This is a genomic window from Aquabacter sp. DMC10 (assembly GCF_056314145.1).
Window position 1 is genome coordinate 106,201 of the sequence record NZ_JBQUYX010000010.1, and the last position, 20,738, is coordinate 126,938.

At 68.9% G+C, this 20,738-nt stretch carries 19 protein-coding genes and 2 pseudogenes; 12 read left to right on the forward strand and 9 right to left on the reverse strand.

Going from position 1 to position 20,738, the window contains the following annotated elements:
- Positions 1-550: 550 nt before the first annotated feature.
- The 5 genes and pseudogenes from ACT54L_RS23085 to ACT54L_RS23105 all read right to left on the reverse strand — a co-directional run bounded on the left by ACT54L_RS23085 (position 551) and on the right by ACT54L_RS23105 (position 4,515).
- Positions 551-1,927, reverse strand: coding sequence for an MmgE/PrpD family protein (locus ACT54L_RS23085; protein ID WP_476088009.1), 1,377 nt, complete (start codon positions 1,925-1,927; stop codon positions 551-553).
- Positions 1,928-1,965: 38 nt separating this feature from the next.
- Entirely contained in the window at positions 1,966-2,424 is a 459-nt protein-coding gene (locus ACT54L_RS23090; protein ID WP_476088104.1) for an NAD-binding protein, read from the reverse strand.
- A pseudogene (locus ACT54L_RS23095) lies at positions 2,401-2,880 on the reverse strand (NAD(P)-dependent oxidoreductase); the annotation flags it as partial. The pseudogene ACT54L_RS23095 and the gene ACT54L_RS23090, both read right to left, overlap by 24 nt.
- Before the next feature lie 27 nt (positions 2,881-2,907).
- The gene (locus tag ACT54L_RS23100) at positions 2,908-3,702 is read right to left on the reverse strand and encodes an SDR family oxidoreductase (RefSeq protein ID WP_476088010.1); all 795 of its coding nucleotides are present in this window, start codon (positions 3,700-3,702) and stop codon (positions 2,908-2,910) included.
- Positions 3,703-3,705: 3 nt separating this feature from the next.
- Entirely contained in the window at positions 3,706-4,515 is an 810-nt protein-coding gene (locus tag ACT54L_RS23105; protein ID WP_476088011.1) for an N-acyl homoserine lactonase family protein, read from the reverse strand.
- A 214-nt stretch (positions 4,516-4,729) separates the two neighbouring features.
- Here ACT54L_RS23105 and ACT54L_RS23110 point away from each other — a divergent pair, with 214 nt between their 5' ends.
- Together ACT54L_RS23110 and ACT54L_RS23115 are read left to right on the forward strand one after the other, a co-directional pair.
- Complete coding sequence (locus ACT54L_RS23110; protein ID WP_476088012.1) at positions 4,730-5,140, forward strand: carboxymuconolactone decarboxylase family protein; 411 nt, start codon at positions 4,730-4,732, stop codon at positions 5,138-5,140.
- Positions 5,141-6,127: 987 nt separating this feature from the next.
- Entirely contained in the window at positions 6,128-6,844 is a 717-nt protein-coding gene (locus ACT54L_RS23115) for a GntR family transcriptional regulator (RefSeq protein ID WP_476088013.1), read from the forward strand.
- On the opposite strand, the gene ACT54L_RS23120 is transcribed toward ACT54L_RS23115, so the two are convergent.
- Genes ACT54L_RS23120 through ACT54L_RS23135 form a run of 4 tightly spaced genes read right to left on the reverse strand, consistent with a single transcriptional unit; the run spans position 6,823 to position 10,482 of the window.
- Positions 6,823-7,920 (reverse strand): DMT family transporter, encoded by a 1,098-nt coding sequence (locus ACT54L_RS23120; RefSeq protein WP_476088105.1) that lies wholly within the window; start codon positions 7,918-7,920, stop codon positions 6,823-6,825. The two genes, ACT54L_RS23115 and ACT54L_RS23120, sit on opposite strands and share 22 nt — an antisense overlap.
- Positions 7,803-8,660, reverse strand: coding sequence for an ABC transporter permease (locus ACT54L_RS23125; protein ID WP_476088014.1), 858 nt, complete (start codon positions 8,658-8,660; stop codon positions 7,803-7,805). The genes ACT54L_RS23120 and ACT54L_RS23125 overlap by 118 nt, the downstream gene beginning before the upstream one ends.
- Entirely contained in the window at positions 8,657-9,436 is a 780-nt protein-coding gene (locus tag ACT54L_RS23130) for an ABC transporter ATP-binding protein (protein ID WP_274776939.1), read from the reverse strand. The genes ACT54L_RS23125 and ACT54L_RS23130 overlap by 4 nt, the downstream gene beginning before the upstream one ends.
- Positions 9,437-9,480: 44 nt before the next feature.
- Positions 9,481-10,482, reverse strand: a complete 1,002-nt coding sequence (locus ACT54L_RS23135) for an ABC transporter substrate-binding protein (protein ID WP_476088015.1) — start codon at positions 10,480-10,482, stop codon at positions 9,481-9,483.
- Positions 10,483-10,647: 165 nt separating this feature from the next.
- Here ACT54L_RS23135 and ACT54L_RS23140 point away from each other — a divergent pair, with 165 nt between their 5' ends.
- The 10 genes and pseudogenes from ACT54L_RS23140 to ACT54L_RS23185 all read left to right on the forward strand — a co-directional run bounded on the left by ACT54L_RS23140 (position 10,648) and on the right by ACT54L_RS23185 (position 20,736).
- A complete protein-coding gene (locus ACT54L_RS23140; protein WP_476088016.1) occupies positions 10,648-12,759 on the forward strand; it encodes a hydantoinase/oxoprolinase family protein in 2,112 nt (703 codons plus the stop codon).
- An 11-nt stretch (positions 12,760-12,770) separates the two neighbouring features.
- Entirely contained in the window at positions 12,771-14,540 is a 1,770-nt protein-coding gene (locus ACT54L_RS23145; protein ID WP_476088017.1) for a hydantoinase B/oxoprolinase family protein, read from the forward strand.
- Complete coding sequence (locus ACT54L_RS23150) at positions 14,537-15,379, forward strand: sugar phosphate isomerase/epimerase family protein (protein ID WP_476088018.1); 843 nt, start codon at positions 14,537-14,539, stop codon at positions 15,377-15,379. Before ACT54L_RS23145 ends, ACT54L_RS23150 begins: the two co-directional genes overlap by 4 nt.
- Before the next feature lie 17 nt (positions 15,380-15,396).
- Positions 15,397-16,209 (forward strand): TetR/AcrR family transcriptional regulator, encoded by an 813-nt coding sequence (locus tag ACT54L_RS23155; protein WP_476088019.1) that lies wholly within the window; start codon positions 15,397-15,399, stop codon positions 16,207-16,209.
- Positions 16,210-17,016 (forward strand): aldolase, encoded by an 807-nt coding sequence (locus tag ACT54L_RS23160; protein ID WP_476088020.1) that lies wholly within the window; start codon positions 16,210-16,212, stop codon positions 17,014-17,016.
- A gap of 99 nt (positions 17,017-17,115) precedes the next feature.
- On the forward strand, positions 17,116-17,928 hold the full coding sequence (locus tag ACT54L_RS23165; protein ID WP_476088021.1) for a DUF4198 domain-containing protein: 813 nt from the start codon (positions 17,116-17,118) through the stop codon (positions 17,926-17,928).
- 9 nt (positions 17,929-17,937) lie between these two features.
- Positions 17,938-18,610 (forward strand): annotated as a pseudogene (gene cbiM, locus ACT54L_RS23170) (cobalt transporter CbiM).
- A gap of 1 nt (position 18,611) precedes the next feature.
- A complete protein-coding gene (locus tag ACT54L_RS23175; RefSeq protein ID WP_476088022.1) occupies positions 18,612-19,250 on the forward strand; it encodes a cobalamin biosynthesis protein CbiM in 639 nt (212 codons plus the stop codon).
- Positions 19,247-20,005: a cobalt ECF transporter T component CbiQ gene (gene cbiQ / locus ACT54L_RS23180; RefSeq protein WP_476088023.1), complete on the forward strand. Its 759-nt coding sequence runs from the start codon at positions 19,247-19,249 to the stop codon at positions 20,003-20,005. The genes ACT54L_RS23175 and cbiQ overlap by 4 nt, the downstream gene beginning before the upstream one ends.
- Positions 20,002-20,736, forward strand: coding sequence for an energy-coupling factor ABC transporter ATP-binding protein (locus tag ACT54L_RS23185; protein ID WP_476088024.1), 735 nt, complete (start codon positions 20,002-20,004; stop codon positions 20,734-20,736). Before cbiQ ends, ACT54L_RS23185 begins: the two co-directional genes overlap by 4 nt.
- The last annotated feature ends 2 nt before the right edge of the window (positions 20,737-20,738 follow it).

The following is a 20,738-nucleotide window of genomic DNA, read 5'->3' on the forward strand; positions in this document are numbered from 1 at the left end:
AGGCGCCGAACCTCCGGCCGCCTTGCCAAAGCCGACGCGCGGCTCTCCACCCGGCGCACCAGACTCCCTCTCCCGCGAAGCGGGGGAGGGCAGGGGAGGGGGCGAAAGGGCGACCGCGCCACCAAGGCAACGCTGAAGAACCAGGCAAGGCGAAAGCGGGCCGCCGCGCCGGCCCTTCCCCGCGCTCCCCCCTCCCCACCCCTCCCCCGCAAGCGGGAGAGGGAGCGGGGCGGGCCAGCGGCGCGGGCGTGGAGCGTGTCGGCGGGATGCTTCTCGCTTGAGAAGACACGAGGCGCCGAACTTCCGGCCGCCTTGCCAAAGCCTACGCGCGGCTCTCCACCCGGCGCACCAGACTCCCTCTCCCGCGAAGCGGGGGAGGGGTGGGGAGGGGGCGAAAGAGCCACCGCGCTACCAAGGCAACGCTGAAGCACCGGGCAAGGCGAAAGCGGGCCGCCGCGCCGGCCCTTCCCCGCGCGCCCCCCTCCCCAGCCCTCCCCCGCAAGCGGGAGAGGGAGCAGGGCCGGCGAGCGGGCGGCGAATGGCCCCCGCCTCACGGCCGCGCATGGCGCAGGAGGGTGGCGGCGTCGGGGAGGTCTTCCAGGCTCCACACCGCGTCGATGAGCGCATCGGGTGCGCAACCCTCGGCGAGGGGGGCGAGGGTGCGCAGCTTGTGCTCCAGGTCGGCGTCCGAGAGCGGGCGGCCCCGGCTGCCCAGCGCGTGGGCGACCACCTCGGTCACGGTGCGGCCGTCGGCGAAGCGGATGGAGACGACGGCGGCCTCCACTTCCATGGCCGGATCATCCTCCATGCGCACCTTGGCGCGCAGGGCCTGGAGCGCGGGGTCGCAGACCCGGGCGGTGGTGTATTGGGCGAGGCCCGCCGCCCCGTCGAGAAGCGCGGCGGCGACCGTGTGATGGGCGCTGACCTGGGCCTCGCGTCCCGTGCTCACGTTCGGCCGGTCGGTGCGCTGGCGCAGCAGGGGATGGCCGCGCACGACGATTTCGGCAATGGCCGACACATCAAAGCCCGGCGCCGCCCGTAAGGCGAGGCAGGCATCGGTGACGGGGTGCAGCACCACGCCGGAGGGATAGGGCTTGTAGGTGTTCTTGGCCAATTCCCAGGTCTCGCCCAGCCCCACGGTGAGGTCCTCCGGCCGGGGATCGTCGCAGGTGAGGTTGAGGAAGCCGCGCTCCCCATCCAGCGGGCGGGCGGGGCCATAGGCGCCGTTGCGGGCGGCGAAGGCGGAGATGAGGCCGTTGCGGGCAGAATTGCCCACCCCGAAACTTTTGGCCGGCGTGCCCAGCGCCTCCACCAGCCCGCAGGCCTGCGCCGCCGCATGGCCGAAGGCGTCGCGCACCCGGAGCGCATCGAGCCCCAGCGCCCGGCCGGAGGCGGCGGCCGCGCCGAACACGCCGCAGGTGGCGGTGATGTGCCAGCCCCGCGCATAATGGCCGGGCGAGACCGCATTGCCGATCCGGCATTCCACCTCCACGCCCAGGATGAAGGCGGCGAGGAAATCCCGCCCGCTCATCACCCGCCCGTCCGGCCGCAATTCGGCGAGCGCCAGCAAGGCCGGGGCGACAGGGGCGGTGGGGTGGATGACGGTGCCGGGATGGGTGTCGTCGAAGTCGAACACATTGGCGGCGGCGGCATTCAGGAAGGCGGCGGTGGGCGCATCCACCCGTCCGCCGCGCCCGATCTGGGTGGCCACCTGCGGCCCGCAGAAGGGGGCGAGCGCCCCCCACAGGCTTTCAATGGCCGGGTCGCAGGCCCCCGCAAAGGCAGTGGCGAACATGTTGAGCAGCGAGCGGCGCGCCTCGTGCCGCACGGCGGGGGGAATGGCCTCATAGGAATAATCCGCCACGAACGCGGCGAGGCGGTCGCTGGCGGAGAGGGAGGCGACGGGAACCGGGTCTGCGGGCGACATCGACGCCTCCTTCGGGTTGGCGGGTGAGGGGGGAGGGGTCAGGCCTTGGCGGCCTTGCCGCGCACTTCCGCACCGGCCCATTCCTCCACGGTGCGCACCATGTTGGTCATGTCCGCGTCCGCCCCGAACTTCTCCCGCGTGATGGTGAGGAGCTGGCGCACCGCGCTGCCCACGATCATGGGCACGCCCAAGGCTTCCGCCTCGTCGAGGCAGAGGCGGATGTCCTTGGAGGACAGGCCCACCGCGAAGCCGAAGTCGAAGGTGCGGGGCAGGACGAAATTGGGGATCTTGTCGGTGGTGGCGCTGTTGCGGCCGCTGCCGGCGTTCAAGACGTCGATCATCACGTCCGCGTCGAGGCCGGCCTTGGCGCCCATGACCATCACCTCGGACGAGATGGCCAGCGCCGCCACCGAGGCCATGTTGTTGATGACCTTCATGGTCTGCGCCATGCCGGGCTCCTGGCCCACATGGAACACCTTGCCCAGGTTCAAGAGCATGGGCTTGACGGTCTCGAACACCTCGGTCCGCCCCGCCGCCATCATGGCCAGCGTGCCCTTGCGGGCGCCGGCCACCCCGCCGCTCACCGGGCAGTCCACGGTGTCGACGCCCTTCTCCTTCAGCGCGCGGGCGACCTCCGCCTCGGCGCGAGGGCCGGTGGTGGAGAGGTCCACGAAGATGCGCATGGCGCCGCCCGAAGACAGGCCGTCAGCCCCGAGCGCCACGGCCTTCACCACGTCGGGGGTGGGCAGCGAGACGAAAACGATGCGGGCGGCCGCGCCCACCTCGGCGGGGGAGGCCGCCTTGCGGGCGCCGCGCTCCACCAGGGGGGCGAGGGCGGCGGGGCTGGGGTCGAACACCACGAGGTCATAGCCCGCATCCAGAAGGCGGCCCGCCATGGGTCCGCCCATGCGGCCCGTGCCCACAAATCCGATGGTCTTGTCGTTCACGTCGTCCTCCGGGACCTTCTGAAACTCTGGAAATCAGCTGGCGAGCCAGGCGCCATCCACCGGCAGCACGGCGCCATTGATGTCGCGGGCGGCGGGGCTGCACAGGAAGGCCACCAGCGCCGCCACCGCCTCCATGGAGGCAAAGCGCCCGCTGGGATGGCGGTCGGCGAGATAAGCGCGGGTGGCTTCCTCCACGCTCACCCCTTCGTCCCGCGCGATGCCGGCGATCTTGCCGGTGATGGCGGGGGTGGGCAGCACGCCGGGGCAGACCGCGTTGCAGGTGATCTCGTCCGTCGCCACCTCCAGCGCCACCGTGCGGGTGAGGCCAAGGAGGCCGGTCTTGGTGGTCACATAATCCACCCGGTTGGCGATGCCCTTGAAGCTATAGACCGAGGCCACGTTGAGGATGCGTCCGAAGCTCTTCTCCCGCATGCCCGGCAGCACCCGGCGGATGGCATGGAAGGGCGCGGAGAGATTCACCGCCAGCGCCAGCTCCCACTTTTCGGGCGGATAGGCTTCGATGGGGGAGGTGTGCCGCACCACGGCGTTGTTGACGAGGATGTCCACGGCGCCATGCCGCTCCTGCGCCCCATCGATGAGGGCGACGAGCGCGGCGGGGTCGGAAATATCGGCAGGCTCATAGGCCGCCGCGCCGCCCAGCGTGTTCAGGCGGGCGATCTCGTCCGCCATCTCCGCCGTGGGCAGGAGGCCGGTGAGCATGACGCGGGCGCCCTGGGCCACCAGATGGGCGGCGATGGCGTGGCCGAGGCCGCCAGTGGAGCCGGTGACAAGGGCGCTGCGGCCGGCGAGGGGGAGAGGGGCGCTCACCGCTCAGCCCCGCGCCCGGGGCGGCACGTCGAGGCGGACGACGATGCCCTCCAGTTCCGGCGCGGGCGGGGGATAAAGGCTCATCACCAACGGGTCATGGCCGGGGATCACATGGTCCGGCGAGGCGGCGAGGCGATAGAGGGTCTCGTAGCCTTCCATCAGGTCCTCGATGGAATGGACCACCGGGAAGGCGAGGCGGCCTTCCATGTTCTGGTAGAGGTGCGACGCGTCCGAGGCCACCACCACATAGCCGCGCTTGGTGAGCACCCGCACCACCTGGAGGCCCTTGGCATGGCCACCCGTGCGGTGGACGGTGAGGCCGGGCACGATCTCCTCCGCCCCCTCGTGGAAGGCAACGCGGCCGGCATAGACGCAGCGCACGAAGGAGACCACATGCTCCACGTCATAAGCGTGGCGCAGCGGCTCGTGGCACATGCACCGCCCGGTGGCAAAGCTCACCTCGCCGTCCTGCACATGGAAGCGGGCGCGGGGGAAGTCTCCCAGCGTGCCCGCATGGTCGAAATGCAGATGGGTGATGATGACATGGTCGATGGCCTTGGCATCGATGCCCAGCAGGGCCAGGGCATCGGCGGGCCGGCGCAGCACTGTGCGCTTGCGGGCATCGGCGGTGGCCTGGTCCATGCCGGTGTCGATGACGAACACCGCGTCCGAGCGGCGGGCCACCCAGACATAATAAGAAAGGTCCGATCCCATCTTGTCGGGGGCGCCGCCCAGCACATTCTGGCATTCCAGGCGCCCGGAATTGGTGCCGTAGCGGATGGCGAACAGCTCGAACGGCTCGATGGCGGTCATGGGGCTTTCCTCCCGCCGGCGTCCCGGCGCTTTCCGCTGGAAGTCTTGTATTCCAACGTTTCTTTTGCGTATTACCGTATGCCTATCATACAATTTTCTTGACGGTCAATGGCTCTCGTCGTAAGCGGGAAGGGTTCAAAACGGGGTGCCGTGTTGCGCCCCCACCGGCCAATCGGGCGCCGATCCGGGCCGGTCAAACCATAAGAGGCTTGGCATGGCGATGCGTCCCGAATTTGAAACCGAGATGTTCCAGAAGGGCCTCGCCGTGCGGCGCGAAGTGCTGGGCTCCGCCTATGTGGACCGCTCGGTGGCCAATGCCGACGATTTCACCGCTCCGCTCCAGAAGCTCGTCACCGAATGGTGCTGGGGCGAGATCTGGAACCGCCCGGGCCTCGACCGGCGCACCCGCTCCTTCCTGAACCTCGCCATGCTCACGGCGCTGAACCGCCCCCATGAGATCCGCCTGCATGTGCGCGGCGCCATCAATAATGGCCTGACCCAGGAAGAGCTGAAGGAAATCGTGCTCCAGGCCGCCATCTATTGCGGCGTGCCGGCGGCGCTGGACGCCATGAAGGTGGTGGTCGAGGTCGTCAATGAGATGAAGGCGGCGGGCGAGCTGAAGTAGGCCTGCCCGGGCGCGCCGAAGCGCCCCCTCCCCAGCCCTCCCCCGCCTGGCGGGAGAGGGGGCCGGTCGCGCTGGGGGAGAGGTTGGGACGGTGGACGCCGAGGCTGATTCAGAGCAGAGCGCCGCCCCGACCGGGCGCGCCGAAGCTCCTTTCCCCCTCCCCAACCCTCCCCCGCCTTGCGGGAGAGGTGGCCTGTGGCGCTGGGGGAGAGGTTGGGATGATGAACGCCGAGGCTGAGCAGAGCCATCGCCCCGACTGGGCGCACGGAAGTCCCCTCTCCCGCGAAGCGGGGGAGGGATAGGGAGGGGGCAGGGCGAGAGCCTCCAATTACTCCGTCTAAGAAAAATATCCTAGACCATATTCCTATCTCCTTGAGCCTCTGCTATGGTGTCCTCACCTGGCACCAAGGAGGGGCGCGTCCGGAGCGGCCTGACGTGTGGTGTCGGGGGCGGGTGTCCGACGGGACGGGGAATAACGCCCCCCGAACCGTTAGCAGAGGAGGCTGAAGGCCCAGGCGCACCGATCCGGCAGTGGTTCGGCCGGTGCTGATGGGAGAACCTGTCGCCCACGCGGCGCGGGGCCGAGGTCAGAAATCCCCGCGCGGGAGCGGACGGAGCCCGGCTCCACCTCATCCCACACGTTTACGGCGCGCCGCCGCGCGCCGGCCGCTCCCGCATCCCTCCACCCCTGCCTTTGGCGGGGATGTTGGTGCTGGGGGCGTCAGAGGGGCGCGCAGGGTGTTGGCGTTGCGTCTTCCCCCTCCCCAACCCTCCCCCGCTTCGCGGGAGAGGGGGCCGGTTCCGCTGGGGGGAGAGGTCAGGATGACAGACGCCCATCACGCCCAGCTACCGCCCCGCCCTGGCGCACCAAAGTCCCCTCTCCCGCAAGGCGGGGGAGGGATAGGGAGGGGGCAAAGGGAGGAGGCAAAAAGCGCAAGGCAGAAGCCGGGACACATCGCACAGGAGGAAAGGACCAGGAGCGCAGCCATGGATCAGACCACAGCCTCAGGGGCCACCAGCGATGACGGCTTCAAGGTGGCCCGCTTCGCCGCGCCGCTGCGCCATGGCGTGGTGGAAAGCATCCGCACCGCCATCGCGCTGGGCCGCTTCCGCGCCGGCCAGCGGCTGCCCGAGCGCGCCTTGTGCGATTTGACAGGGGTAAGCCGCACCTTGGTGCGGGAAGCCCTCCGGCAGCTGGAATCCGAAGGGCTGGTGAAGGTGCTGCCCCATCGCGGCCCCATCGTCGCGGGCCTCACGCCCGAACAGGCGGAAGGCATCTATGAGGTGCGCTGCGAACTGGAGGGACTTGCCAGCCTCCTGTTCGCGCAGCGGGCCGATGCGCAAGCCCGCGCGGCGCTGCAGGCGGCGCTGGAGGGCCTGAAGTCCGCCAGCCTTGCCGCCGACCCCATCGCCTGGCTCACCGCCAAGACCCATTTCTATGACTGCCTCATCGCCGGATCGGGCAATGCGGCGGTGGGGCAGAGCCTGCATCTGCTGAATTGCCGCATCACCGTGCTGCGGGCCACCTCGCTGGAGGCGCCGGGGCGGGCCGCGCAGTCGGTCGCGGAGCTGGAGGCCTTGGTGGCGGCGCTCCTGGCGCGGGATGGCGCGGCGGCGCGGGACGCGGCACGCCATCATGTGCGCATGGCGGCAAGCGTCGCCATCGCCCATCTGCGCCGCCCTCAGGGAGAGGGCATGGCTTGAGGTGGCGCCCCTCGGTTGGACAGGATGAGCCCGCCCACGATGGCGGCGGCGCCCACCAGTTGGAACAGCGCCAGCGGCTCGCCCAGCAATGTGACGGACAAAACCAGCGAGGCGAGCGGCATCAGATAAAGGAACGGCCCCGCCCGCGCCGCGCCGAGCCGGGACGCGCCGAAGATCCAGAACAGATTGCCCACCAGGGTCGGCCCGAATGCGATATAGGCGGTGGCCGCCGCCACCTCGGTGGGGGGATGGAGGGAGAGCAGCGGATCGGCGCCGCCCAGCAGCAGGAAGCCCGCATAGACGGGCAGGATGATGAAGATGAAGCCGCTGCCCGCCGTCAGCGTGGTCAGCCCAAGGGCGGGAAGCGGCACCGGCCGGGCGCCGAGCGCCAGGGTGTACCAGGCAAAGACCATGGCCCCGAGCAGGGACCAGAGATTGCCGATCCGGAACTCGAAGCCCGAAAGGCCGGCGAGCGAGCCCTTCATGAGGATCACCACCACGCCGGCCAAAGCGAGGAGCACGCCAGCGATCTGCCGGGCCGTGACCTTGGGCGCGCCGGCCAGCGCCGTGAGCACCACCACCCAGACGGGCGTGGTGGCATTCAGCAGCCCCACTTCCAAGGCGAGGCTGTAATAGGCCCCGGCATAGAGAAAGAGCGAGAACAGGCCGACGCCCAGGATGCCCAGCAGCGCGATCCGCCGGGCATGGGCGCGCACCACGGCCCGGTGCCGCCACAGGCCGGGCACGGCGAAGGGAAGCAGCACAGCCAAGGCGAGGCCCCAGCGCCAGAAGATCAGCGAGGCCAGCGGCAGCCCCTCATGGATGGCCCGCGCCGCCACATGGTTGCTGCCCCACAAGATAGCGGTGGCAATCAGCGCCAGGCGCGCGGAAACGGCCTGCGGCCGGAGGGTCGCCCGTCCGGCCGCAGCTGGGGTCGCTATGGGTGTCCCCCGCCCGCTCAGTGTCCGCCCCCATGAGCCGCGCGCTGGGAGACGTGCCAGGGCAGGAGCAGGGTCTCCAGGCCCTCCACGATATAGAAGAGCAAGGTGCCGAGAAGGCCGAGCAGGATCAGGCAGACGAAGACGCGCGGCGTGTCGAACTGGCCCTGCGCGGTGAGGATGGCAAAGCCGAGCCCCTCCGATCCCGCCACGAACTCGCCCACGATGGCCCCCACCAGCGCGAAGGAGATGGCCACCTTCAGCCCGGCGAAGACGCTGGGCAAGGCATTGGGAAAGCGGATCTTGCGCAGGATGTCGAAGGTGGAGGCGCGGCTCGCCTTGGCGAGATTGACCATGTCCGGGTCGACGGTGCGCAGGCCCAGCACCGCGTCGATCACCACCGAGAACAAGGCCAGCATCAAAGCGATGGCGATCTTGGGCTCGATGCCGGTGCCCATCCAGATGACGAAGAGCGGCGCCAGCGCCACCTTCGGCACGGAATTGAGCGCCACCAGCAGCGTATAGACCGTGCGCTCCAGGAAGCGGGAATGCACGATGCCCACCGCCAGCGTCAGGCCCAGCACCACCGCAAGGCCAAAGCCGGCCAGCGTCGTATAGAGCGTGAACAGGGTCTGGCGCAGGAAATAGCTGGGCGCTTGCAGGAACTCCTCCAGGATCAAGGCCGGGGAGGGCAGGATGATGGGCGCCGGCTGGAAGAGGCGCACCGCGCCCTCCCACAGCACGAGCACGCCGAGGATGAGCCCGACCACCATGCCCGCCTCGCGCAGCGCCGCCAGCAGGCGGGGCACGACGCGGCTGGGCATCTGGCTGGGGGCTTCCTGGCTGGCGGGCATGACGGCAGTCTCCGGTCCGCTCATGAGGCATCATCCTTCAGCACGCCGAGGCTGGCAAACAGATGGCGGATATGGGCGGTGTAGCGCCCGAACTCCGGCGTCTCGCGCAAGGCGAGGTGGCGGGGGCGGGGCAGGTCGATGTCGATGATCTCCACCACCCGGCCGGGATTGCGGTCCATCATCACCACCCGGTCGGACAGGAAGACGGCTTCCGCAATGCCGTGGGTGACGAAGACCACGGTCTTGCGGGTATCCTGCCAGATGCGCGCCAGCTCCAAATTGAGGTCGTCCCGGGTCATGGCGTCGAGGGCGCCGAACGGCTCGTCCATGAGCAGGAGCTTGGGGTCGCACAGCAACGCCCGGCAAATCGCCGCCCGCTGGCGCATGCCGCCGGACAATTCCCACGGGTGCCGGTTCTCGAACCCGCCGAGCCCGAACCGCTGGAGCAATTGCCCTGCCCGCTCGCGCATGGCGGCACGGTTAAGCCCGGCAAACTCGGCGGTGATGAGCACATTGTCGAGGATGGTGCGCCAGTCCAGCAGCACGTCGCGCTGGAACACGATGCCCATGTCCTCCGGCGGCCCCTTGAGGGGACGCCCCTGCACCGCGATCTGCCCGCCGCTCACCGGCTCAAGGCCCGCAATGCACTTGAGCAGCGTGGACTTGCCGCAGCCGGAGGGGCCGAGGATGGAGACGAACTCCCCCTCGCGCACCTCGAGCCCGATGTCCTTGAGGGCATGGACCGGCCCGCGGGGCGACCCGTAGGTCTTGCGGACCTGTTCGATGGAGAGATAGGCCATGGCCGTCCGTGCGGGAGCGGGATGGGGGGTGGGGGTGTGTGCGTTCACTTCACGAATTCATTGGTGAAGTAGGAGGACGGGTCCACACCCGGCTTGATGGCCCCCGCCGCTTCCAGCGACTTCTGCGCCTTCGCCCAGTCCTCGGGCGACTGATAGCCGATGGGCTTGCCCTTGGTGTTGGGGGTGTCAAAGAAGTCGATGGTCAGCTGGATCTGGTCCATCAGCACCTTCTTGTTCAGCTTGGCATCGGGCCGCTGCTTGATGATGGCGTCGGCCGCCTCCTCCACATGGCCGTCCTTGATATAGGCCCAGGCCTTCTGCTGCACGTTCACCAGAGACTGAAGCGCGGCCTTGCGGCTCTCGATGGTCTTCTCGGTGGCAATCAGGCCATAGCTCGGAAAGGCGATGCCCACGTCCTCGGCGAGGATGGCCTTGGAGGGACGGGCGGCTTCCGCCACGGGCAGGGCGGAGGGCTCGGTGGACATGAGGCCGTCGGCGCGCTTGGCGGTATAGGTGCCCCAGAGCGCGGCGGGGTCCACGAAGAGGACGTTGACGGTGGTGCGGTCGAGTCCGCCCTGCTTCAGCCAGTAGTCGATGAAGGGCGCCCAGGGGCTGGCGGCGAACACGACCAGGCTCTTGCCCTTGAAGTCGGCCACCTTGGCGATGGGCGAATCCTTGTCCACCAGCACGGCGAGGTCGGTGCGCTTATCCCAGCCGGCGAAGCCCTTGGCGGTGGAGCCGTTCTCGCGGGCCTGCGGCAGCAGGCCGAGCTGGATCTGGCCCACATCCACCTGGCCGGCATTGACCAGTTGCAGCGTATTGCCAGAGCCCCGGCCATCCTGGACGTCCACGTCGAGCCCGGCCTCCTTGAACCAGCCCTTCTCCTTGGCCAGGTGCATGCCCGCATGCACGCCCCACGGGGAGAAATCGAGCCGGACGGTGAGCTTCTCCTCGGCCCGCAGCGGCGCGGCTGAGAGGGTGGCGGCGAGGAGGGTGGCGATGGCGCAGGAGCGCGCGAGACGGCCGCCGAAAGCGAACATTCCCATGCTGTGAGGTCCCCTTCTGGATTTTGAAATGAGACTACATGGTCCAATACCATGCGCAAGACGTTTTCTGCGTCACCATCTGCAAACATTTCGTGCGCATGATCTCTTGACGGGAAATCCGCCTCTAACTAACCATCTAGTCCAATAATTCCCGGAGGCATCACCGTGGCAGTCTCATTGAGCCCAGCGCCGGACGGGCGCGCCCCGTCCGGGTCCGGCGCGCGCATCGGCGTCGATATTGGCGGGACCTTCACGGACCTCGTCCTCGCCGATGGCGCGGGCGCCGTGTTCCACCGCAAGGTGTCCTCGACGCCGGCGGCGCCCGAGGCGGCGGTGCTGGAAGGGGTGGCGGCCATCATCGCGGACGCCGGGCTCGATCCGGCTGACATCGCCGAGGTGGTTCACGGCACGACGGTGGGCTCCAACACGTTGCTCCAGAAGGTGGGCGCGCCCACTGGCCTCATCACCACGCGCGGCTTCCGCGACGTGCTGGAGATCGGCCGGCTGCGGACCCCATCCATGTTCGACCTGCAATGGGAGAAGCCCCAGCCCCTGGTCGCCCGGCGCCATCGCCGCGAGGTGACCGAGCGCATCGCCGCCGACGGGACCATCCTCGTTCCCCTCGACGAGGCGGAACTGATGGCGGCGGCCGAGGATCTGGTGGCGGCGGGCCTGACCTCGCTGGCCTTGTGCTTCCTCAACAGCTACCGCAATCCGGTGCATGAGCGCCGCGCCGAGCTGCTGCTGGCCGAACGCTTCCCGAAGGTGCGGATCACCTCCTCGGTCTCGGTGCTGCCGGAGGCCAAGGAATATGAGCGCACGTCTACCACGGTGGTGAATGCCTATGTGCGGCCGGTGTTGGAGCAGTATCTGACGCGCCTGGAGCAAGGCCTCGCGGCGGCCGGCGTCAGCGCGCCCTTGCTGGTGTGCAATTCCAACGGGGCGCTCGCTTCCTCCCAGACGGCGCGGGAAAAGCCGGTCTTCTTCATCTCCTCCGGCCGGGCGGCCGGCGTGGTGGGCGGCTCGCGCCTTGGCGAGGCCTTGGAACTGAAGGATTTGGTGGTGTTCGACATGGGCGGCACCACCGCCTCCGCCTCCCTGGTGCAAGGGGGCGAACTGATGCGGGTGAGCGAGTACGAGTTCCGCGCCGGCATCTCCACGCCCAGCCGCTTCATCAAGGCCGGCGGCTATATGATGAGCGTGCCCACCGTGGACGTGGCGGAAGTGGGCTCCGGCGCCGGCTCCATCGCCTATGTGGACGAAGGCGGGCTGATGCGCGTCGGGCCGGTCTCGGCGGGGGCGGATCCCGGTCCCGTCTGCTACGGCATTGGCGGCACGCGGCCCACCGTCACCGATGCGAACCTGGTGCTCGGCTATCTGCCGGCCTCCCTGGCTGGCGGGGCGCGGCCTTTGTCGGTGGAGGCCTCCCGCGCCGCCATGTCGCGTGATCTCGGCGCCCCCTTCGGCCTGAGCGCGGAGGCCGCCGCCCATGGCGTGCGCGAGGTGGTGAATGCCAACATGGCCCGCGCCATCCGCGCGGTGACGGTGGAGCGCGGCGTCGACCCGCGTGACTTCACGCTGGTGGCCATCGGCGGCTCGGGGCCGGTCCATGCGGCCGACATCGCCCGGCTGCTGGCCATGCCCCGCGTGCTGGTGCCGGCCTCACCCGGCGTCTTCACCGCCATGGGCATGCTGGCGGGGGATGTGGAGCGCTACTTCATCCGTCCCTTCCCGTGCCGGCTCGACGCGCTGGATACGCAGGCGGTGGAGGCGGTGCTGGCCGAGCTTTCCGCCGAGGCGCGCCGTGCGCTCGAGGAAGAAGGCGTCGCGCCGGACCATGTGCGCCTCTCGCCCGAGATCGACATGCGCTTCCGAGGGCAGGAAATGTCGCTGGCGGTGCCCTACCGCGCCGGCGACGTGGCCTCGCTCAAGGCCGCCTTCACCAGCGCCTATGAGGCCATCTATTCCTACTCTTCAGCGGACACCGTCGAGGTGGTGAGCCTGCGCCTGATCGGGCGGGGGCTGCGGCCCGGCAAGCTGGACTTCAAGGCGCGCATCGAAGAGACCGCCCGCGCCGCCAAGCCCATCGGCGTCCGCACCGTTCATTTCGGCGCCGAGCGGGGCACGCGGGAGACCCCCGTCTATGACCGGCGCGCCTGCCCGGCCTCCCTCACCGGCCCGGCCATCCTGGAAGGGGCGGACAGCACGGTGGTGATCCCGCCGGATGCCAGTGCCGAGGTCGACGCCCACAACAATCTCCTCATCACGCTGAGCTGACGGAGCCCGCCATGATCCACGCCCAGCCGACACCGCCCGTCAGCCCGCAGCCGAGCGCGTCGCTCGATCCCATCACCTTCGCGGTTCTCAAAAGCGCGTTCGAATCCATCGTCGATGACATGGCCTATACGGTCATGCGTACCGCCCGCTCACCCATCGTGCGCGACGTGCTCGATTATTCCGCCACCATGTGCGACGCCGAGGGCCGCATCCTGGCCCAGGCCAAGACGGTGGCGCTGCATCTGGGTGCCGTGCCCGATGCCATGGCGGCGCTCCAGCGCCATTATGGCGACGACCTCCACCCCGGCGACGTGATTATTTTCAACGATCCCTATGATGGCGGCATGCACTTGCCGGACATCTTCATGTTCAAGCCCATTTTCGACGGGGCGCGGCATGTGGGTTATGCGGTGGTCATCTGCCACCATTGCGACGTGGGCGGCCGCGTGCCCGGATCAAACGCCTCCGACTCCACGGAAATCTTCCAGGAGGGGCTGCGCATTCCGCCCTTGAAGCTGTTCGACAAGGGGGTGCGCAACAAGACCTTGTTCGACATCATCTCGAAGAATGTGCGCCTGCCGGATCTGGTGATCGGCGATCTGGAGGCCCAGCTTGCCACCTGCGCGCTGGGCGAGCGGGAGTTCCTGCGCCTCACCGGCCGCTACGGCATCGAGATGGTGGAGCGCTTCCTCGCCGAATTCCTGGATTATGGCGAGCGCCTGACCCGGCGCGCCTTCGCCCGCTGGCCGGACGGGCGCTACAGCTTCACCGATTATATCGACGGCGACGGCTTCGACGAGGCGCCCATTCCCATCCATGTCACCATCACCGTGGCGGGCGACCAGATCGGCGTGGACTTCGAGGGCTCGGCGCCACAAGTGAAGGGGGCCATCAACTCGACCTTGTCCTTCGTGAAGTCCGCCACCTATCTGGCCGTGCGCTGCGTGCTGGATCCGGACGTGCCCAACAATGCCGGCGTCTATCGCTGCATCGATGTGAGCGCGCCCAAGGGCTCGCTGCTCAATCCCGAATTCCCCGCGCCCGTCGCCGCCCGCGCCCTGACCGGCTATCGGGTGGTGGACACGGTGCTGGGCGCCCTGGCGGCCATCGTCCCCGAGCGGGTCTGCGCGGCCGGAGAGGGGGGCAATTCGGTGGTCTGTCTCGGCGGCTACGACAAGGCGACGCGCGAGCCTTTCATCGTGGTGGACATGATCAATGGCGCGCTGGGCGGACGGGCCACCAAGGACGGCATCGACGCCGTCACCAATCCCTCCCAGAACATGTCCAACATGCCGGTGGAGATCATGGAGGCGACCTATCCCCTCATGATCGAGGAATATGCCCTTCGGCCCGATTCGTGCGGCGCCGGGCGCAATCGGGGCGGGCTCGGCGTCGTGCGCCAATATCGCCTGCTGGCGGACGACGCGGTCATGCAATTGCGCGCCGACCGCTATCTGAACCGCCCCTATGGCCTGTTCGGCGGCGGCCCCGGCGCGCCGTCCCGGAACCTGCTGCGGGAGGCGGACGAAACGGAACTCCTGGCCAGCAAGGTCACGCGCACCGTCCATCGTGGCGCGGTGCTACGTCACGAGCAGGCGGGCGGTGGCGGCTATGGCGACCCGCTGGAGCGCGATCCCGCGCGGGTGCTGGAAGACGTGCTCGACGGCAAGGTGAGCGCGGCCTATGCCCGCGACGGCTTCGCGGTCATCATCGCCGACGGCCGGGTGGACGAGGTGCGGACCAAGGCTCTGCGCAGCGCCCGGCGCGGGGCGCAGGCATGAGCGCGCTCCCGCGCTTCGCCATCAACCAGATCACCACGCGCGACCTGACCTTGCCGCAGGCGGTGGATGTCTATGCCCGATTGGGGGTCGGTGGCATTGGCGTGTGGACGCAATATCTGGAGGGCATCGGCGCGCCGGCCGCCGCGCGGCTCATCCGCGATGCCGGCCTGTTCGTGCCCTGCCTGTGCACCACCGCCTGGGTCAACCTGACCGATAAGGCGGCCTTCGCCGCGGCTTTGGACGAGAACCGCCGCCGGCTGGACGCCGCCGCCGAGATCGGCGCCAGGTGCCTCGTCGTGGTCCCCGGCGGGCTCGCCACGGGAGAAAAGGACCTGTCCGCCGCCCGTGCCCGCGTCGCGGATGCGCTGCACGCCTTGCTGCCCCATGCCCGCGCCTGCGGCGTGGATCTGGGGTTGGAGCCGCTCCATCCCATGTATGCGGCCGAGCGGTCCTGTCTCAACACCACCCGCGCCTGCCTGGACCTGATGGACGAACTCGGCGCCGGGACGGGGCTGGTGGCGGATGTCTATCATTGCTGGTGGGACCCGGATTTCCCAGACGGCCTGCGCCGGGCAGGGCCGGAGCGCCTCCTCACCTTCCATCTGTGCGACTGGCTGGTGCCCACCCGCGACCTCTACCAGGACCGGGGGATGGTGGGGGACGGGGTGATCGACTTGGCCGGCTTCCGCCGGGTACTGGACGAGATCGGCTATGAGGGCCCGTTCGAGGTGGAGATCTTCTCCCGGCTGGACTGGTGGCAGCGGGACGGCGCGGAGACCGCACGCATCTGTGTGGAACGGTGCGCACCCTTGGTTGCACCTCGCCCAATGCCGGTATGATGGCGCGGAGTTGAACCATGCCGGACGTCGCCATGCCCCAAGAGCCGCCAGACACGCCCTCGGACCTGTCCGAGGCCGAGCGCCCGTCGAAGGGAAAGCGCAAGCCGGCCGCCGTGTCCGGCGAGCCCGTGCGCAAGCGCGACACCATACAGACCCAGGAGCGGATTCTCGCCGCGGCCCAGGCGGAGTTCGCCCGGCGCAGCTATGACGGGGCGCGGGTGGACGCCATCATCGCCCGGGCCAAGGTGAGCAAGAACCTGCTCTACCACCACTTCCGGTCCAAGGAAGAGCTTTATGTCCGGGTGCTGGAGCGCACCTATGAGACGCTGCGCCGGCGCCAAGGCGACGTTCCGCTGACCGGGCTCGACCCCGTTGAGGCCATGCGCCGCCTGTGCGAGACCACCTTCCAGACCTTCGTGGACGAGCCGGACGTGATCGTCATGCTCAACACGGAGAACCTCTATCGCGGCAAGCACATCACCAAGTCGCCCATCATCCGCTCGCTGTATAATCGCCTGTCGGATTCGATCCAGACCATCCTGGCGGAGGGGGAGCGGCAAGGGGTGTTTCGTGCCGGCATCGATCCGGTGGAGCTCTATATCTCCATGTCTGGGCTCGGCTATTTCTACCTGTCCAACAAATATACCCTCTCCATGATCTTCGACCGCGACCTGAAGCGGCCGGAAAACATCGCCCGGCGCAAGGCGCACATCGTGGACATGGTGCTCGCTTATCTGACCTCCGGGGCGGAGAAGGCGCTGCCGATCGCACCGCAGGTTGCGCCGGAAAACAAGCCCGCCCCGCGCCGCAAGAAGAAGGAGGAGACCTGAATGGCCCACGCATTGAACAAGGACGCCCTCGCCCCGGACGTTGCCCCAGCGGTGATGCCCAATCGCCCGGACCTCGACAGCGAGATCGTCTGGAATGCGCGGGTGGATCTGGCGGCCTGCTTCCGCTTTGCCGCGCGCCTCGGCATGCACGAGGGCATCTGCAACCACTTCTCTGCCGTGGTGCCGGGCTATGACGACCTGTTCCTGGTCAATCCCTATGGCTATGCCTTCGCGGAACTGAAGGCCTCGCACCTCCTGGTGTGCGACTTCCACGGCAATGTCCTCTCGGGCGAGGGCGTGCCGGAGGCGACCGCCTTCTACATCCATGCCCGCCTGCACAAGAACGTGCCCCGCGCCAAGGTCGCCTTTCACACCCACATGCCCTACGCCACCGCGTTGAGCATGACCGCCGGCGATCCCCTCATCTATGCCGGCCAGACGGCGCTGAAATTCTACGGCCGCGTGGTGGTGGACGAGGACTATAACGGCCTTGCCCTCGATGCCACCGAAGGCGACCGCATCGCCGCCTCCGTGGGGGATGCGGACATCGTCTTCATGAAGCATCACGGCGTGATGGTGCTCGCCTCCAACATCGCCGAGGCCTGGGACGATCTTTATTATCTGGAGCGGGCCTGCGAGGTGCAGTGCCTGGCGCTCGCCACCGGACGGCCGGTCATTCCGGTCAAGCCGGAAATCGCCGCCGCCGCTGCCCGCCAGATGCGGGAGGGCGATCCCGAATCCGCCCGCCTCCACCTTGCCAGCATGAAGCGCACCCTGGACCGCGAGGAGCCCGACTACCGCACCTGACCATGCCCATTGGGCTGCCGGCGAAAAGTCCCGCCGGTCCTCTTGCGTCTCTGGTATGATGATTTTACAAAAACGTATGATCATCCATTGGGGGCGGAGATGGCTCTGCGGATCCTCGGCGCGGCACTGGCACTTTGTCTGGGGAGCGGGGCGGCCTTCGCCCATTTCCAGGAGATCCTGCCCTCCGCCGACGTGCTGCCCGATGGCGGCCCTGTGACCGTCGACCTCGTCTTCACCCACCCCATGGAAGGCGGCCCGGCCATGGACATGGCCCGCCCCAAGCGGGTCGGCGTGAAGACCGCCGCCGGCATCACCGACCTGTTGCCGAAGATCGCCAGCGAGACCGTCAACGGCAAGCAGGCCTGGCGGCTGGCTTATGACCTCAAGGCCCCCGGCGGCGTCATTTTCTTCGTGGAGCCCCAGCCCTATTGGGAGCCGGCGGAGAACAAGTACATCGTCCACTATGCCAAGGTGTTCGTGGACGGCTTCGCCTCCGGCGAGGGCTGGGATGCCAAAATCGGCTTGCCAGTGGAGATCGAACCACTGACGCGGCCCACCGGCCTTTGGACCGGCAATCTCTTCCGCGGCCTCGTGCGCAAGGACGGCAAGCCCGTGCCCTTCGCCGAGATCGAGGTGGAATATGTCAATGACGGCGCGGTCAAGGCGCCCAACGACGCCTTCCTCACCCAGGTCATCAAGGCCGACCAGAACGGCGTCTTCTCCTATGCCATGCCACGGGCCGGCTGGTGGGGCTTTGCCGCCCTGGTGGATGGTGACAAGCCCATGAAGGGACCGGACGGCAAGCCGGCCAAGGTGGAACTGGGCGGCCTCATCTGGGTGAGGGCCACCGACATGAGCGCTGCCGCCAAGCCGGCGGCTCCCGCGCCAGCGACCCCTGTTTCCTCCAAATAGGCGTAAGCCATGGCTCATATCCCGGACGGCGTCCTGTCTCTTCCGGTCCTTGCGGGGGGCGGCGTGCTGGCGGCGGCGGGTCTTGCCGTGGCGCTGCGGCAGTTGCGGGAAGAGGACATTCCCAAGGTGGCATTGCTCTCCGCCGCCTTCTTTTGCGTCTCGCTGGTGGCGGTGCCGGTGGGGCCGTCCAGCGTCCATCTCCTGCTGTCGGGCCTCATGGGGCTGATGATCGGCTGGGCGGCCCTGCCGGCGGTGGTGGCGGGCCTGGTGCTGCAGGCGGTGCTGTTCGGCTTTGGCGGGCTGACCACCCTGGGCGTCAATGCGGTGAACATTGCCGGGCCCGGCATTCTTCTCGGCCTCCTGCTGCGGCCCGCCGTGCGCCGCGCGCGCCCGGGGATGGCCGGGCTGATCGGCGGCGTCTGCGCGGCGGGCGCCGTCGCCGGGACGGCGGGTCTCGTGGCCCTGTCCCTCGTGCTGTCGGGGTCGGAATTCGTGCCCTCGGCGCGGATCATCCTGCTCACTTATGTGCCCCTGATGCTGGGCGAAGGAGCGGTGACGGGTTTTGCGGTGGCGTTCCTGAAGACCGTGAAGCCCGAGGTGTTCGCGCCTGCCGCCGCCGATAAGCCCGCGCCGGTGGCCGCAGCGCCGGCGGGCGGCGTTCTGGCCTCCCGTGGGCCGGTGAAGTGAAGACGCCCCTCCCCCTTCTGGTGGCGGCCCTTGTCTTGCTGGGGCTGACGGTATTGTTCGTGCAGCCGGCGGCGGCCCATCGCCTGAAGGTCTTCGCCACAGTGGAAGGGGGCGCGGTCACCGGCTATGCCTTCTTCATCGGTGGCGGGCGTCCCCAGGGCGCGCAGGTCCTCTTCCGCACCCCCGGCGGTGGCGATCTCGCCCAGGCCGTGACCGATGCTGAAGGCGCCTTCTCCTATCGCCCGCCCATGCCGCAGGCCGTGGAAGTGGTGGTCAATGCCGGTGACGGCCATGTGGCCGAGACGCTGCTGCCCGCCGATCGGTTCGGTCCGACGGCGCCTGCGCCCGCCGAGCCCGCGCCTTCCTCTGAAGCCCCAGCGCCCAATGCTTCCGCGCCATCCCTCGCGCCAGCGCCCGCCGCCTGCCTGCCCGATCCGACGGTCCTGGCAGGGCTCGTCGATGCGGCTGCGGACCGGGCCGTGGCGCGCCAAATCCGGCCGCTCCTGGAAGCCTATGAGGCGGCCGAGGGGCGGGTGCGGTTCAATGACGTGATGGGCGGCATCGGCATGATCGTCGGCCTTGCCGGCACCGCCTTGTGGGTCTCCTCCCGGCGCCGGATGGGAGCGGGCCGATGAGCCTGGCCGACAGGGAGGTGGCAGAGCCCCCGCGCCTGTCAGGGCTTGATCCGCGCACCCGCCTCCTTGCCGCCTTCGCCTGCGTCCTGTCCATCATCACGTTGCATCACCTGGCGCTGGCCGTCGCAGCCCTGGCCGCGGCGCTCGGCCTGGCGCTGGCCTGCGGCCTGACCCCGGTGGCACTCGCCCGCCGCCTCGCCCATCTTGAAGGCTTCATGCTGGTTCTGCTCGTGCTTCTGCCCTTCACCACGCCCGGCGTGCCGGTGTTCGAGGCGGGTGGCCTGACCGCCAGCCAGGAGGGCCTTGCCCGCGCCATGCTGATCGCCGTGAAAGTGAATGCCTGTGCGGCCTGTGTCTTCGCGCTGATCGGCACGCTGGAGCCCGTGCGCGTGGGGCTCGCGGCGGCGCGCCTCGGCGTGCCGGAACAGCTGGTGCATCTCTTTCTCATGATGGTGCGCTATGTGGCGCTCCTGCGCGCCGAGACGGGCCGGCTGCGGGACGCCATGCGCGCCCGTGCCTTCGTTCCGCGCACCAGCCTTCACACCTGGCGAAGCCTTGGCCAAATGTGCGGCATGGTTCTGGTGCGCGCGCTGGAGCGGGCCGAACGGGTGCATGAAGCCATGCGCTGCCGGGGCTTTGATGGCCGCTTCCCGGCACCCCTGGTGCGCTTTTCCTTCGCACCTGCGGATGGGGCGTTCGGGCTGGCTCTTGCCTTGGTCCTTGCCGCCTTCCTGGTCATGGAGCACCTGGCATGAACGCTCCGCTCCTGAGGCTGGAGCAGGTGACGGTGTGCCGGGGCGAGGCGACCGTCCTCGATGCGATCGACCTCGCCCTTCACGCGGGCGAACGGCTGGCGCTGGTCGGCCCCAACGGGGCGGGAAAGACCACCTTGCTGCGCACCCTGGTGGGCCTGGAGCGGCCTACGTCCGGGCGCATCCACGCCTTCGGCCGCGACCGGAAGGCGGAAAAGGATTTTCGCGAGGTGCGCGCCCGCGCCGCCTTCCTGTTCCAGGACCCCGACGACCAGCTTTTCTGTCCCACCGTGCTCGACGATGTGGCCTTCGGCCCACTCAATCTGGGCCTGGATCGCCCGGCGGCGGTATCGGAAGCGCACGCCTGCCTTGACCGCCTGGGCCTCCTGCACCTGGCCGAGCGGGTCACGCACCGCCTGTCGGGCGGTGAGAAGCGCCTTGTGTCGCTGGCCGCCGTGCTGGCCATGCGGCCGCAGGTGCTGCTGCTGGACGAGCCCACCAATGCGCTGGACGAGGTCAACCATGCCCGCATGCTGGAGGTGCTCTCCGGCCTCGATACCGCGATGATCCTGGTCTCCCATGACCGCTCGGTGCTTGAGCGCCTCGCCACGCGCGCGGTGGCGCTCAAGGCGGGCCGGCTCTCCGACGCCCTCATCCATCGCCACGCGGTGACGCGGGAGGACCTGCACATTCATGGCCTTGATGCCGGCCACAGCCATGGCAGGCCGGAATAGGC

What these genes read in the sequence shown, in the direction of transcription:
- ACT54L_RS23090 (WP_476088104.1), bottom strand. Translation starts at nt 2,424, where the DNA reads ATGCTCTTGAACCTGGGCAAGGTGTTCCATGTGGGCCAGGAGCCCGGC.
- ACT54L_RS23155 (WP_476088019.1), top strand. Translation starts at nt 15,397, where the DNA reads ATGCCGGACGTCGCCATGCCCCAAGAGCCGCCAGACACGCCCTCGGAC.
- ACT54L_RS23110 (WP_476088012.1), top strand. Translation starts at nt 4,730, where the DNA reads ATGGCGATGCGTCCCGAATTTGAAACCGAGATGTTCCAGAAGGGCCTC.
- ACT54L_RS23105 (WP_476088011.1), bottom strand. Translation starts at nt 4,515, where the DNA reads ATGACCGCCATCGAGCCGTTCGAGCTGTTCGCCATCCGCTACGGCACC.
- ACT54L_RS23145 (WP_476088017.1), top strand. Translation starts at nt 12,771, where the DNA reads ATGATCCACGCCCAGCCGACACCGCCCGTCAGCCCGCAGCCGAGCGCG.
- ACT54L_RS23085 (WP_476088009.1), bottom strand. Translation starts at nt 1,927, where the DNA reads ATGTCGCCCGCAGACCCGGTTCCCGTCGCCTCCCTCTCCGCCAGCGAC.
- ACT54L_RS23160 (WP_476088020.1), top strand. Translation starts at nt 16,210, where the DNA reads ATGGCCCACGCATTGAACAAGGACGCCCTCGCCCCGGACGTTGCCCCA.
- ACT54L_RS23150 (WP_476088018.1), top strand. Translation starts at nt 14,537, where the DNA reads ATGAGCGCGCTCCCGCGCTTCGCCATCAACCAGATCACCACGCGCGAC.
- cbiQ (WP_476088023.1), top strand. Translation starts at nt 19,247, where the DNA reads ATGAGCCTGGCCGACAGGGAGGTGGCAGAGCCCCCGCGCCTGTCAGGG.
- ACT54L_RS23115 (WP_476088013.1), top strand. Translation starts at nt 6,128, where the DNA reads ATGGATCAGACCACAGCCTCAGGGGCCACCAGCGATGACGGCTTCAAG.
- ACT54L_RS23135 (WP_476088015.1), bottom strand. Translation starts at nt 10,482, where the DNA reads ATGGGAATGTTCGCTTTCGGCGGCCGTCTCGCGCGCTCCTGCGCCATC.
- ACT54L_RS23125 (WP_476088014.1), bottom strand. Translation starts at nt 8,660, where the DNA reads ATGAGCGGACCGGAGACTGCCGTCATGCCCGCCAGCCAGGAAGCCCCC.
- ACT54L_RS23130 (WP_274776939.1), bottom strand. Translation starts at nt 9,436, where the DNA reads ATGGCCTATCTCTCCATCGAACAGGTCCGCAAGACCTACGGGTCGCCC.
- ACT54L_RS23185 (WP_476088024.1), top strand. Translation starts at nt 20,002, where the DNA reads ATGAACGCTCCGCTCCTGAGGCTGGAGCAGGTGACGGTGTGCCGGGGC.
- ACT54L_RS23165 (WP_476088021.1), top strand. Translation starts at nt 17,116, where the DNA reads ATGGCTCTGCGGATCCTCGGCGCGGCACTGGCACTTTGTCTGGGGAGC.